Raw genomic sequence first — 14,184 nt, forward strand, 5'->3', positions numbered from 1 at the left:
ACTCAACGACCCATCCGGGTGTTCGAGTTTGGGCCGAGTGATCTGAGCTTTCTCCGGCCTGTGCCGCTCCTTCTTCCCTATTTGGACCAGGACTCAGATGGAAATGTGGATGGGCTGGGGACTAAAGAAACGGATCTCCGCTTGTTCTGGTATGACGGTTTTGAATGGCGCTATGTGGGCGGGATGGTGGACCCCGAAACGAACCAATTGCGCGCGCATGTGTCGCGTTTGGGGCAATACGCGCTTTTCCCCTTCGCTGGTTCGCCGACGGCAGAGGATATTCGTCCTAAGGAAAAAATTCTAACCTTTAATGGTAAAAATAGGGTGCTCACGTTTGACACATCTGTTTCGGACGGCCCCTTTGACATCGAGATCTTTGATGTTCGAGGGAATTCTGTTCGGAAAATTCATAATGACCGTTCTTGGGATGGGCGGGACGGGGGTGGCAATCGGGTGGAAAGCGGGACCTACGTGTATCGGTTTGAGGGACAGGGGATCACCCTGACCGGAATGATTGCGGTGGTAAGGTGAGGCCGGCCATGAAAAAATCAACAGCAGGGTTCACGGTTTTTTTGGGATCGATTGTTCTTCTTTCTTCCTCGTGGGTTCACGGGGCGTTTAAGGATCCCCTGTGGTCCGCCCGTGTGGCGGCCTTAGGCGGGGCGGCGACCGCGCTTGAGGCGGGGCCCACGGCGGCCTTCTACAATCCGGCGGCCGCTGTTTCCCAAAAAGAGAAAGAGGCCCAGTTCACTTACGCGAAACTCTTCGCGGGGCTGGACGATGTGAACATCTCTTTAAGCGAATTGTCCTACATTCATCCCTTACCACGGGCCACCGTCTTGGCGGCGGGGTGGGGAAGCGTGAACGCCAGCGGTCTTCGGCGTGAAGATACCCTGGCCGTGGGGGTTGGGCATCTCTTCGAGGACGTTCGCTGGATCGACCGTATCTCGGGAGGGATGACCTTACGGTATCTGTCCCAGAGTTACACCCTGGATCGCCGGACGGTCAATGATCCGGTGTTCCAATCGGGTCGGACCCGTGCGGACGTGGCCCTGGATCTTCACACCTACGTTCCAGAGGTTCCTTACGTTTCGGGCCTTTCCGCTGGGCTTTCGCTCCGCTCGATCAATCAGCCCGATGTGGGGTTCTCGGAAAAAGAAACATTGCCCTTTGAAGTGGCTCTCGGCGGTCTTTATCGGTACAAAAACATGGTGTTTCCTGTGGACTTCGTTGTCCGCAAGGGGAATCTGACCCCACAATTGGGGATGGAAGCCTTGTTCGTTGACAACCGATTGGCCCTCCGTGCGGGAACAGATACAGACCAAATTGGGACCGGGGTTGGCTATCAGCACGAATTAGGGGAAAAATTCGGATTTCTTTTTGATTACACGTTTTTATGGCCTCTTCGGCTTCAGGATTCCTCAGGATCTCACCGGGCAACCCTGGGGGTGAAATTTTGAACTCCTTACGGTGGGATAGCGTGACCCGGGGGATGGGGGGCCTTTTGAGTTTCTTGCTCTTGTGGCCGGGGACAAACATGGGTGCCGCTCAAACCGCTACCGCCGTGGCCACCGCGCTGGTAACCACGGGAGCGCCTGACGCGGATATCCTTGATGATTTTAACGACAACAACGATACCAACTACTGGGATGGCGGTATGGGGACGATGGAAGCCTCCCCGGGAAATGACAGTATTTCTCGTTCTTTTGACACCGCGGGGGCTTTTTCAGGTCGTTCTTTGAAATTAGCCTATAACCTCAATTCCGCATCGGATTGGAACGGATACTTCCTTTTGCTGAACAATTCGATCGGGGTGACCAAGAATCTATCCGGCTATCGACACCTTTCCTTTTGGGTTAAAGGGTCTGTGGGCGGGGTGGAGCATCTGAAAATTGGGTTGGAGAACACGAGCGCTCCTGCGGGGGGCCGGAACCGCGCCGGTCTTTACGTCAATGATTATTTGGATGGCGGGATTACCAACGATTGGCAAAAGGTGTCCATCCCAGTGGCGGCGTTTGCAAATCTGGATGGGCTCACGAACGCGAAAACCTTAACCTTCGTTTTCGAGCGCAGCTACGCGGACGCCATGGGTTACTCCCGAACGGCAACGGTTTTGATTGACGATATCCGCTTCTCCGGTGTGTCCTTGGGCGTTCTTCGTGTTGATCATTTTGGGGACAATTGGGGCCCGAGCGCCCTGGGAGGGAATTGGGGTGGCATGGGATCCGGGGTTTCCCCAACGCTCACGTTCGACCCCGCGGTGTTCAGGACATCGTCGCGGAGTTTGCGCTCCAACTACAATGTGTCGAGTTCGTTTTCGTGGCAAGGGCATTGGTTGGTGTTGGGGGGAGGGGCGAGTGGGTTCACGGCTGTTCCTGTCAATGCGTTCAATTACCGCTATTTCCGGTTTTACGCGCGGGCTCGTTCGGCGGGAGAAAATCCCGGTTCGTTCAAACTGGAAATCGAATCCCCTGGGCGTAGGGCCATCATTATCTTGACGGGTTTAACGACCTCTTTTCTGCCTTATGTGGTTGACCTTAACAATCCATCCGTTGCTTCTCAGGTCGACAAGACGTCCATCCAACAGATCAACATCGTTTACGAAAATACGCGAGCGGTTAATAAGATCGGGGCCGTCTATTTTGATGACATTGAATTTTCCGAAACACCTTGATAGGCGTTTCGGTCGAACCATTGGCCTTTGCCCCTAGGTAAACCGCCGGGAATCCCGGTTGTTTGACAAGAATCCGGGATTTCCGCGAGAATCAGTCGGTGACCCGTTTACATATTCATTATTCATCACCGACTTCTCGGTAAGAACGTCTGGAGTCTAATCCCTTTCCATGAAAATCGCCACGTTTAACGCCAATTCGGTTCGGTCTCGGTTGCCCATCCTTTTGAAATGGTTGGCGGCGGAACGGCCGGACGTTTTGGCTCTTCAAGAAACGAAGGTGATGGACGATCAGTTTCCCCGGGCGGATTTTGAGGCGGCGGGCTGGCGGGTGGTTTTTCGTGGACAAAAGTCGTACAACGGGGTGGCCTTCATTTCTCGGGAACCGTTGACCGATGTGGACACGTCCTGGGACCCGTCAGGCTCCGGGGAAGCCCGGGTGATCACCGCGCGGTTGGGGGACTGGCACCTCATCAACACCTATGTGCCCCAGGGCCATGAGCCCGACTCGCCGAAATTCCAAAACAAACTTAAATTTTACGCGGGGCTCAAAGAGCTCTTCGCTCGACATGTCTCTGCCCAAAAACCTGCTCTTTGGATGGGGGACTTGAACGTGGCGCCCACGGCGATCGATTTGCACGCTCCCGAACGGAATGCCGAGCACGTTTGTTTTCATCCCCAGGCCCGGGCGGCCTATGAGGCGGCCCGGGGAGACCTGTGGATCGACCTCTTTCGAGAAAAAGAAAAGGGGCCCGATCACTACACCTATTGGGACTACATGATTCCCACTAATTTCCCGCGGAACCGTGGGTGGCGGATCGACTTGATGTTGGGGACGCTCCCGGCGGTCCGACGACTTAAAAAGATTTGGATCGACAAAGAACCCCGGGGTTGGGAAAAACCTTCCGACCATACCTTCCTGATCGCTGAATTTACCCGCTGATCCAATCGCGGTTCGGCGCGAGGTAGAGAAAGTGATATAATCCCTTGTATCCTTACCGACGGAAAATAATCCAAAGAGAGGCTTTCCTTATGTCTACCCCGACCGATACGGTGTTTCAACCTTCCCCTGAAGCTCTTCAAGCCCGGAAAGGGCCCTCGTTTCGTCGGCCAGGGCCTGACGCGTTGGCGAACGTGCGGAACCTCGTTGCGGTGGGGAGTGGGAAAGGCGGGGTAGGGAAATCCACGGTGACGACCAATTTGGCGGTGGCGCTCCAGAAAATGGGGGCCAAGGTGGCGGTGTTGGACGCTGATATTTATGGGCCCAGTCAGCCGGGTTTGATGGGGGCTGGGGGCACTCGCGCCGAATCTGAAAATGAGCAGATGAAACCCTTGAATCGGCATGGGATTGGATTTATGTCCATTGGGTTGGTGATGCCCCAGGATGGGCCTGTGGTCTGGCGGGCGCCCATGGCCATGAAAGCGCTTTTTCAATTTTTGAACAACGTCCAGTGGGGGGATTTGGACTATCTCTTGATCGATCTTCCCCCGGGAACCGGGGATGTTCAACTGACCATTGCCCAGCAGGCGCCCCTGACCGGGTCGATTGTTGTGACGACGCCTCAGGATGTGGCGCTCAACGTGGCCCGGAAAGGGCTTCAAATGTTTCAGCAGGTGAAAGTCCCCATTTTGGGTGTGGTGGAGAACATGAGCGGGTTCGTTTGTACGAACTGCGGAACAGAACATTTGGTGTTTAAGAAAGAGGGAGGCCGGGTGTTGGCCCAGGAGGCGGGCACGGCGTTTTTAGGACGGATTCCCCTGGAAACCGACATCATGACCGGTGGCGACGCGGGCGAACCGTTGTTGGTGCGCAACCCCGAGACGGGGGCGGCCCGGTCGTTCCTCGACTTGGCGCGAAACTTTGAGCATGAGGTGGCGCGGACCAACGGTGCGCCTTTGGCCGACGAACCTAAAAACGTGGCCATCGGTCTTGACGGTGATTTGCGAATTGAATGGGCTGACGGTCATCCGGGCCAGAACGCGGCCTGGGGATTGCGGGTGAACTGCCCCTGCGCCGGATGTGTGGACGAAGATACGGGAAAACGCGTGTTGGATCCGAAGCGGATTCCCTTGGACATCAAAATTTCCGAGGTCCATCCGGTGGGCCGTTACGGTGTGGGCATTGCCTTCTCGGACAGTCACAACACGGGGATCTTTAAATTCGATATCCTGCGGGCGGCCTGTGAGTGCCCCGATTGCGTTGCTAAAAAAGGGGATTCGACGGGTAGTTTTTCGGTTTAAGATGATGGACCCCCACCCTCTCCCCGACCCTCTCCCGCCAGCGGGAGAGGGAGTGCGCATTACCGCCGGGGTTTCTCCTTCCGATCCGCGTGTTTGTTCCTTCAGCCTGGACCGCTCCCTCATTTCCGGATCTGCCCTTTGTCGGAATTCCGAAGGGGCTCAGGGGTCGCCTTTGTTTGAGCACCTTTTCGCCCTGCCGGGAGTTGTTCAAGTGTGGGCGGCGGGCGATCGCGTCACGGTGGCCTGCGCGGAAGCTCAACCCTGGGAATTGGCCGCCAAAACCATCGCCAAAGCCATTCGGGCGTCTCTTGTGGACGCCCAAACCCGCGGGATTCCCCCCGTGATTCAAACGATTCTTTCCACGACGGATTTGACGGAAAAAGTTCGAACGGTGTTGAACGCTGAGGTGAACCCGGGTCTGGCTCAACACGGGGGGAAGGCCGAACTTGTGGCGATGGAAAACGGGGTGGCTTTGGTTCGGTTGACCGGCGGGTGTCAGGGGTGTGGGGCGGCAAAGATGACTTTGTCTTACGGGATTGAGCAGTCCCTGCGGGCCAAGATCCCTGAACTTCAGGGGGTCCGGGACGTGACGGACCATGCCGCAGGGGAACGTCCTTATTACAGCGGGGAGGGACGGAGTCCGTTCGAACAATGATCGGCCGGGGGATCTGAATCACGTGTCAAACCCCACGGCCCTTTTCGAGTCTCGTGATTCCTCTTTAAAGGGCTGGTCGGGTTCTTTTGGCCGGCCTCGGGCGGTTCGACAGGCGGATTCTTTTAATCAAGTTCGGCCCCTCCTTCGTTTTGTCGAAGATCACGTGCGGGCCGGTCGGTGGGGGGTGATTCTCCTCTCCTATGAAGGGGCCTCGGCACTCCATTCATCCTTGACAACACAGCGGTCAGGCTCTTTCCCGTTGGCTTGGGGGGCGGTGTTCGATGGGCCCCAAACCAACTTTCCTCTCTCCGAAAATAAATTCCAGCATTCCCCTTGGCGGCCCGCCCTCGCTTCGGATCCCTACCGGCGGACTGTTCGGCGTATTCAAAACAGGATTGCTCGGGGGGACACCTACCAGGTCAATTTCACTTTTCCCTTGCGGGCCCGATGGGCGGGCGATCCCCGGGCTTGGTATCAGCGTTTGGCGGAAGCCCAGGGGGCCCCTTACTCCGCCTATGTGGATATGGGCCGTTGGAAAATACTCAGTTTGTCCCCGGAACTCTTTTTTGAAAAGCAGGGATCCCTTTTAACCGTCCGACCCATGAAAGGGTCCGCCCCTCGGGGGCGGTGGGAGAAAGAAGATGATTCCTTTGCGCGGACGCTTCGGGCGAGCGCGAAAGAACGGGCGGAGAACGTGATGATTGTCGATCTGCTCCGGAACGATTTGGGAAAGATCGCCCAAACGGGAACCTTGCGGACCACCCGGCTGTTTCAACCGGAACCTTACCCCACCCTTTGGCAAATGACCTCTGAAATTAAAGCCCGTCTTCGCCCGGGTGTCGGTTTGGTTGAAATTTTAGAAGCCACTTTCCCCAGCGGTTCTGTGACCGGGGCACCAAAACGGAAGACCATGGAAATTATTCGGGAGATGGAGTCGTCCCCGCGCGGGCTTTACACGGGGACCTTGGGACTCCTTCCCCCGGAGGGGCCCTGGACGTTCAGTGTGGGGATTCGTACGGTGACCTTGGACACGAAAACGGGCCGTGCCGTCTGCCCTGTGGGAAGCGGTATCACCGCCGTCGCCAGGCCCTCCGCCGAATACCGTGAATGCCTCTTGAAAGGGGATTTTTTAAAAACGCCCCCGTTTCAGTTGATCGAAACTTTTCGGTTGGAAAACGGCCAATGGTTTTTACGGAACGGGCATTTGCAGCGGCTTCAGAAATCGGCGGACCGGTTGGGGTTTCGGTACGACCCTGTCTATCTGAGGACGTTGTTGGATGAAACCGCCAACCGATACCTGACGGGGAGTTGGAAGGTTCGGCTCCTTTTGTTCCGGGGTGGGGAAGGGCGAGTGGAGGTTGACAAGCTTTTGCCTGTGGCCCGCCCGTGGCGCGTGGTGTTGGCGCGAAAACCGGTGGACGAACGGGACCTATTCCTCTATCATAAGACGACGAACCGTGCGGTGTACGTGCGTCAACGGGGCGCCCATCCGGAAGCGGACGACGTCATTTTGTTGAACCGACAAGGGGAACTTACCGAGTCGACCATCGCGAACCTGGTGCTTGAATTCAACGGAAAGAGATACACCCCGCCTGTTCGGTGCGGCCTTTTAAACGGGGTATTGCGTGACCACCTGGTGCGTCGGGGGCGGATTCAGGAACGGGTTCTCACGCGGGCGGACCTTCGTCGGGCGGATCGTGTTTTTCTGATCAATTCCGTCCGAAAATGGATTCCGGTGGAAATATGTTAAAGAAATCGCTCAACCGTCCGATAGAATTAAGAGCGTTTCCCTAAGGAGTCCGCCCATGTTGAACCGTTGGATGAAAGACGAGTCCGGGGATGACGTGGTGGATGTTGCTTTGTCCGGGGCGTCACTGCTGGAAGATCCTCTGCTGAATAAGGGGAGTGGTTTCCCGGCGGACGAGCGGCGCTTGTTTAATTTAGAAGGGCTTCTCCCACCCCATATTTCGACGTGGGAAGAGCAACTCCTCCGCACCTATGGAAACTTTACGGCGAAATCTGCCGACATTGATCGCCACGTTTTTCTGACGTCGCTCCAAGATCGAAATGAAACCCTCTTTTATGGTTTGATTCAAACCCACATTCGGGAAATGATGCCCATCATTTATACGCCCGTGGTGGGGGAAGCTTGTCGCCATTACAGCCGGATGTATCGTCGTCCCCGGGGGCTCTATTTAAGTTACCCCGATCGGGATCGGATGGACACCATGTTGGCGAACGTCCCCCACGCCGAAGTTGAAGTTATTGTGGTCACGGATGGGGAGCGGATCCTCGGGTTGGGTGATTTGGGAATGAACGGGATGGGTATCCCGATCGGGAAGCTAAGCCTGTACACCCTTTGCGCGGGCATTCATCCGGCGGTGACACTTCCGATCGTTCTGGACGTGGGGACCAACAACCAGGAGCTGTTGGGAGATCCCCTTTATTTGGGCTGGCGGCATGAGCGGGTGCGTGGGGCGGAATACGACGCCTTCATCGAGCGGTTTGTGAGTGCGGTGAAGAAAAGATGGCCCTTGGTCCTCTTGCAATGGGAAGATTTTGCCAAGGGCAACGCCGCGCGGTTACTTGAAAAGTACCAAAACCAACTGTGCACGTTTAATGACGACATTCAGGGGACAGGGGCTGTCTCGGCCGCGGGTGTGATGGCGGCGGTTCGGGCTTTGGGTGGAAAAATGCTGGACCAGCGGGTGGTCATATTGGGAGCGGGCTCCGCCGCCATGGGGATTGGGGATCAGATCGTCATGGCCATGTTGCAGGAGGGCGGTGACGGGGAAGCCGCTCTCGCCGCCGCGCGATCAAAAATTTGGTTGGTGGACAGCCAGGGCTTGGTCTCCCTGGATCGTGAGAATCTTGAACCAGGAAAAAAACGGTTTGCCCAATTCCCCTCACGCATGGCCGACTGGACCGTGGCGAACCGCGGCCGAATCGATTTTGCAGAAACAGTTCGCTACGCTTGTCCAACGATCCTGATTGGGACCTCAGCTCAACCGGGGGTTTTTACCAAGGAGATTGTGTTGGAGATGGGGCGGCATTCTCCGCGTCCCATCATTTTCCCCTTATCGAACCCCACTTCCAAATGTGAAGCAACTCCTGAAGATCTTTTGGCCTGGACCGAGGGCCGTGCTCTGGTGGCCACGGGAAGCCCTTACTCTCCTGTGACCGTTGGGAATAAAATTCGGGTCATCGGCCAATGCAACAACGCCTACATTTTCCCGGGCATGGGGTTGGGTGTCACGGCCAGCGGGGCGCGTCGCGTGACAGACGAAATGTTTTTTGCCGCCGCGCGAACCTTGGCGGATCTCTCTCCCGCGATCCAGGACCCCGACGCCTCTCTTTTCCCGGACCTCTCCACCATTCGTGACGTGTCTTACCAGGTTGCTCTGTCCGTGGCTCAAATGGCCCAATCTCAGGGACACGCCGATCCTTTACCGATTAATGAACTGGAAAGGCGCGTTCGTGCGAAAACCTGGATTCCCCGTTACGCTCGCTATCGACTGGGGGCAGGGGAAGGGATGGATACGCACACGGTGTGAGTTGTCGATTTTAAAACACGTTAAGTTTTGTTAGTCCCAGATTAGAGATCGCGTTCCTTCTGATCGGTAAAGTGTTGCGAAGAGTGCTGGGGCCCCTTGTCGTTAAATACCTTCCCTCATAGGAATGGTAAAATTGGTTTGTGATTAATCCACCCCAGGGAACCACTTCCTTCTGGTCCCCGAATTCTGTTTCGACTCTAACGGCATTTTTTTATAAAAAGTTGTTGACAGGAAGGGTGGGTGTCGCGTAGAATTCCGCCACATCCTTTCGCGCCGGGGAAGTCTGTGTAAGTCAGACACTGCCCCGCAACGGTGAAGCCTGACGGTTGTTCGTCGGGATAAGTCCGGTCTACGGCGCGGAAGACCATAACCGCTGAAAAGCGCCTTCGCGGGAAGGTCACGACAAAACCCCCAACACGGGTCCCGCCCTGTTGGGTCTTTTTTTTGTCTTCACCCCTTCCGCTTTTGGCGAAAGGGGTTTTCTTTTGAACAGTCGAAAATATTTCGGATCCTTCGTTTGGGGGATAGTGGGATTTTTTCTTATCTCACTTTGCTGTCCGTTAGGGGCCATGGGGCCCCAGCGTGTGGCGAGCTTGCTTCCGTCCCATTCTGAAATTGTGGTGGTTTTGGATGCGGGGGACTCTTTGGTGGGCGTTTCGGACGCGGAACGGGCAGACGCGTTTCCTTCCGCTCTTCGGGTGGGGGGGCTGGTTCCCCGCTGGGAGGTCCTTGTGGCTCTGACCCCGGACCTGATTTTGGCGGACAGTGCTCACGAAAAGTTTCAATCGGATTTCGAACGGTTTCACCTTCCTGTCCGATTTTTCCCCGCGACCCATGTGAAATCAATTGAGGATGTCTTTGATTTGATCGAATCGCTGGGAAATGTTTTAGACCGGAAATCCGAAGCGGAAGTTTTGCTCGCCCGGCTTCGTTCGGAACTGGCGTCTTTGGATGCCGGGGTTCCTCGTGATTCGCGGCCTCGGGTTTTCTTTGAAATCTGGCCCCGTCCGCTCCAGGGGGTGGGGCCCGTGAGTTTGCAAGGGCATTTACTTTCCCGGGCGGGATTTGAAAACATCGTTCCGGAAACGCGCAACGAGATGCCTTTACTTTCTTCCGAATGGGTGGCCGGGGCTCGCCCGGACGTTATCCTTCACACCGGAATTACATCGCGGGAACAGATTGTGGCCCGGGCTGGGTGGAAACAGATTCCCGCGGTGCAACGGGGGCAGGTGATCGCGGTGAATCAAGATCTTTTTTCCCGGGCAGGGCCAGGGATTGTGGATGCCTTGGCGGAACTTCATCGTATCCGTTTGGATGTAAAGCCATGAAACACCGCGGTATCGTGGGGTTGGTACTTTTGGTGGGGGGTGGTGTGGCCATGGGGGCTTTGGCCCTCGGATCGGTTCCGTTGCCCGGTGGGTTTTGGAACTCCCTGGTGACGCCCGGTATTGGGCGGGACATTCTGTTCGATATCCGTTTGCCGCGAATTCTTCTGGCGGGTGCGGTGGGGGCCCTTCTCTCCGCCGCCGGGTGCGCGCTCCAGGGGTTGCTTCGGAACCCCTTGGCGGATCCCTACCTTTTAGGGGTGTCCGGTGGTGCGGCTCTGGGATCGGCCATCGGCCTCCTGATTGGACTGTCCCAACCCCCGGCGGCCATGGCGGGGGCGTTCCTGGCTTTGGCGGCGGTGTTGATGCTCTCCCGTGGCGGGGGAGCGCCGAGCGCCACGCTCATGATATTGGCCGGGGCGGCCTTGCACGCGTTCACCTCCTCCATCCTCATTTTTATTTTGTCACAGGCTCGTCGGGAAGAAAGCGCGGGGATCCTTTTTTGGCTTTTGGGAAGTCTGGAATCCCCTACCTACGGCCGGCTTATCCCTCTTCTTTCCCTTGCGGTGATGGTCTTGGGGGGGCTGCTCGCCTTGGCCCCGGCTTTGAACCTGTTGTCCTTGGGGGAAGAACCGGCCCGGGCGTTGGGCTTGTCCACTTCCAAGTTCCGGTGGGCGGCGGTGCTTCTTTGCGCGGGGGCCACGGGTTTAGCGGTGACGTTGAACGGCGTGATCCCCTTCGTGGGGTTGGTGGTTCCCCACACCGCCCGGCTCTTGGTGGGGTTTGATAACCGAGCGGCTTTGCCGACTTCGGCTTTTCTGGGTGCGGCACTGGTGATTGGCGCGGACGCCTTGGGCCGATCGATCTTGGCGCCCCAGGAAATTCCCGTGGGGGTGGTGACGGCCCTCGTGGGCGCGCCGTTTTTTCTGCTCCTTCTCCGTCGGGAAAGGAGGAAACTGGGATGAGCGTTCTTTCGGTTGAGAAGGTGGGGTTCGCCTACCCGAAATCGAATGGGGATCGCCCCTTTGTTTTGGAGGATGTGAGTTTTCAATTGGGGCGGGGGGAAATGTGGGGCATTTTGGGGCCGAACGGGGCGGGAAAATCGACTCTGCTTCGACTTCTCATCAAAGCGATAGCGCCTCGAACGGGAAAAATAACGTTGGAAGGTGATCCCCTGGAATCCCTCGAGCAAATGGAAGTGGCGCGTCGAGCGGCTTGGGTTCCCCAGGAGTTGGATTCTTTATTTATCTTAACTGTGGAGGAGATGGTTCGGCTCGGCCGGTTTTGCCGCACGGGAGCTTGGGGGCGGTTGGGCCAAGAAGATCGTCTTCAGGTGGAACGGGCGTTGGAAGAAACCGATTTAATGGACTATCGCCATCGGCCCGTCAATCACCTTTCGGGAGGGGAACGGCGTCGCGTTCTTTTAGCGCGGGCTTTGGCCCAGGAACCTTCCCTTTTGTTATTGGACGAACCCACCGCCCATTTAGACCCTGGCCATCAGGCCGGATTGGTAACGGTGGTGGATCGCCTGCGCCGGGACCGGGGTCTGGCTGTTATTGCCATTTTGCATGACGTAAGTTTGGCCATGTCGTGGTGCCCCTCGGTCCTTTTGTTAAAAGGCGGTCGAACCCAGGCCCAGGGGCCCGCCGCTCAGGTGATCACGTCCGAAAACCTACGGGCCGTTTACGGGCTCGAGTCTGTTCTTTACCCCCCGACGGCAGGGCACCCGGGGACCATCCAATTTATTCAACAAACCACACAAAGGACTTCACAATGAAAAAGAAATGGATCGCCGCACTCACTCTAGCCACATGGATGCCCGCTCTCTTCTGGGCCGAAACACCTCTTGTTGTCAGAGAAGAAGAGGAAGAGGGGCTGTTTTTTTCTTTGACGCGGAAGGGCGAAGGGGGTGCGTCACTGCCCTCTCAACGATCGGTGGTGACCAAAGCTGAAATAGAACGTTCCGGGGCCCGTAACCTGAGTGAGGCTTTGGATCTTGTTCCCGGGGCGGTTTTTAACCGGACGGGGACCGTGGGGGCGAACACAACGATTCGGCTTCGCGGGACCCCCGCGTCGAACCAGGTTCAAATTTTGATCGATGACCAACCCATCGGGGGTATCGCTATTCAAGGGGTCGATTTGTCCCAAATCCCCGTGAACGATATTGAGCGCATTGAAATCGTTCGCGGAGGGTCGTCTGTCCTATATGGGGCCAATGCCATTGGCGGGTTGGTTAATGTGATCACTCGAAAACACCAAGGCGAAACGCCCGTTACGAACATAGGAATGTCCTATGGTTCTTTCAATTCCCAAATGTATCAGGGGGATTTCGGTGTGGCTTCCGGACCCTTTGAAGGGTTTCTTTCGGCGGGACGTACGCTGTCGGATGGGTTCCAAGAAAATTCTGATTTTGATGGGATCAATGTGTCTGGAAGAGGGGCCTATTCATTCGGTTCCGGAAACAATGTTTCTCTCACGATTTCCCGGGTGGATACCGAGGTGGGAACGCCGGGGGCAACCCCAGTGCCTCTGGGGGAATGGGATGGGAAAAAGGAACAGATGGCCCTCGACACCACGTCTCGCGTCGATCAAAAACATACGCGGGCGCGCCTGAAAGCGGATGTCCCTCTGGGCGAATGGGCGGTGTTTAAACCCATGGTTTTCTTCGGTCAAACGGCGTATCAATACACCTCATTAACATACCCATCGGACCACCAAGATAAGGTCAAAGGGGCCGACATGCACCTTCAGACGGTTCATGGGACAGTTCTGGGTGGAAGTTATGAACGGGATGAACATGAGGCCAGCGGAGAGTCCGGTGTTCATGTGACCAATTGGGGGCTGTACGCTCAGCAGGAGATACGTTTCGGATCCCTGAAATTGGATCCGGCCATTCGCCTGGATCAGCACAGCACGTTCGGAAACACTTACAACCCGCGTGTGGGCTTTGTTTGGGACGCCACGAAGAAATTAAAGGTTTCCGCCACGGCGGCGCGATCATTTCGCGCGCCGACTTTTTTGGACCTTTATTCGCCCTATGGTTCAAACCCGGATTTAAATCCCGAGACTGCCTGGTCCTATGATACCGGGGTGGAATTTTCCGGAAGTTCAGGAAATGGGGTTCGGGTCACAGGGTTCTATACAAAGATGAAAGACCGAATCGTTTTTGCGAGTGTTACTATCAATGAACCAACGGCAGAACTTTCAGGGTTCGAACTGGAATCGTTTAATCGATACAAAGCGATTTCAAGCCGGATCTCCTATGCCTATATTCGAGCGATCGGGAGTTCCCAAGGATCATCGAAAAATGAATCCCTGTCCCGGACCCCCCGCCACACCGCGTCTCAAGAGCTTTTGTTCAGCCTGCCTGACGGATGGACGGGACGAAACGCCCTCCGTTACGTGGATGATCAATACGAAAAAAGTGGGGAGAAGGGATTAAAGATGCCCTCCTATACCCTGTGGGATATGGGGATTACCAAAAAGATCTTAAGCACGGAACTGACGTTCACCGTGGAAAATATCACCAACAAACACTACGCGGAATCCATTGGCTACAACAATAATGCCCCCTATGGTGCACATCACATCCCGCAGCCGGGTCGCACGTTTCGGTTTGACGTGACCATGCGGTTTTTAAATTAACCCCATTGATTAACCCGAAATCTTCAGTTGGATCGCGGGATCCGACGAAAAATCCGGACCTTTTTCCTTCCCAAAAAAGTTTGTCCGTAGTCC

At 56.1% G+C, this 14,184-nt stretch carries 11 protein-coding genes and 1 pseudogene; all 12 read left to right on the forward strand.

Features of this window, described 5'->3' with window-relative positions:
- Positions 1–60: 60 nt before the first annotated feature.
- Positions 61–531, forward strand: coding sequence for a hypothetical protein (locus tag JNK54_10280; GenBank protein ID MBL8024646.1), 471 nt, complete (start codon positions 61–63; stop codon positions 529–531).
- A gap of 8 nt (positions 532–539) precedes the next feature.
- Positions 540–1,460, forward strand: coding sequence for a hypothetical protein (locus JNK54_10285; GenBank protein ID MBL8024647.1), 921 nt, complete (start codon positions 540–542; stop codon positions 1,458–1,460).
- Positions 1,457–2,674 carry a hypothetical protein gene (locus JNK54_10290; GenBank protein MBL8024648.1) on the forward strand — a complete coding sequence of 406 codons (1,218 nt, stop codon included), beginning with the start codon at positions 1,457–1,459 and terminating at the stop codon, positions 2,672–2,674. Before JNK54_10285 ends, JNK54_10290 begins: the two co-directional genes overlap by 4 nt.
- Before the next feature lie 169 nt (positions 2,675–2,843).
- A pseudogene (gene xth, locus JNK54_10295) lies at positions 2,844–3,614 on the forward strand (exodeoxyribonuclease III).
- Between the two features lie 89 nt (positions 3,615–3,703).
- Entirely contained in the window at positions 3,704–4,912 is a 1,209-nt protein-coding gene (locus JNK54_10300) for a P-loop NTPase (GenBank protein ID MBL8024649.1), read from the forward strand.
- A 52-nt stretch (positions 4,913–4,964) separates the two neighbouring features.
- Positions 4,965–5,567 carry a NifU family protein gene (locus JNK54_10305; protein ID MBL8024650.1) on the forward strand — a complete coding sequence of 201 codons (603 nt, stop codon included), beginning with the start codon at positions 4,965–4,967 and terminating at the stop codon, positions 5,565–5,567.
- Positions 5,509–7,317 carry an aminodeoxychorismate synthase component I gene (gene pabB, locus JNK54_10310; GenBank protein MBL8024651.1) on the forward strand — a complete coding sequence of 603 codons (1,809 nt, stop codon included), beginning with the start codon at positions 5,509–5,511 and terminating at the stop codon, positions 7,315–7,317. Before JNK54_10305 ends, pabB begins: the two co-directional genes overlap by 59 nt.
- A gap of 55 nt (positions 7,318–7,372) precedes the next feature.
- The gene (locus JNK54_10315; GenBank protein ID MBL8024652.1) at positions 7,373–9,121 is read left to right on the forward strand and encodes an NAD-dependent malic enzyme; all 1,749 of its coding nucleotides are present in this window, start codon (positions 7,373–7,375) and stop codon (positions 9,119–9,121) included.
- 485 nt (positions 9,122–9,606) lie between these two features.
- Positions 9,607–10,449, forward strand: a complete 843-nt coding sequence (locus JNK54_10320) for an ABC transporter substrate-binding protein (protein MBL8024653.1) — start codon at positions 9,607–9,609, stop codon at positions 10,447–10,449.
- Entirely contained in the window at positions 10,446–11,411 is a 966-nt protein-coding gene (locus JNK54_10325; GenBank protein ID MBL8024654.1) for an iron ABC transporter permease, read from the forward strand. The genes JNK54_10320 and JNK54_10325 overlap by 4 nt, the downstream gene beginning before the upstream one ends.
- The gene (locus tag JNK54_10330; protein MBL8024655.1) at positions 11,408–12,223 is read left to right on the forward strand and encodes an ABC transporter ATP-binding protein; all 816 of its coding nucleotides are present in this window, start codon (positions 11,408–11,410) and stop codon (positions 12,221–12,223) included. The genes JNK54_10325 and JNK54_10330 overlap by 4 nt, the downstream gene beginning before the upstream one ends.
- On the forward strand, positions 12,220–14,091 hold the full coding sequence (locus JNK54_10335; GenBank protein ID MBL8024656.1) for a TonB-dependent receptor: 1,872 nt from the start codon (positions 12,220–12,222) through the stop codon (positions 14,089–14,091). Before JNK54_10330 ends, JNK54_10335 begins: the two co-directional genes overlap by 4 nt.
- Positions 14,092–14,184 lie beyond the last annotated feature (93 nt).

It is taken from the genome of Elusimicrobiota bacterium (assembly GCA_016788905.1).
GTDB lineage: Bacteria > Elusimicrobiota > Elusimicrobia > FEN-1173 > FEN-1173 > JADKHR01.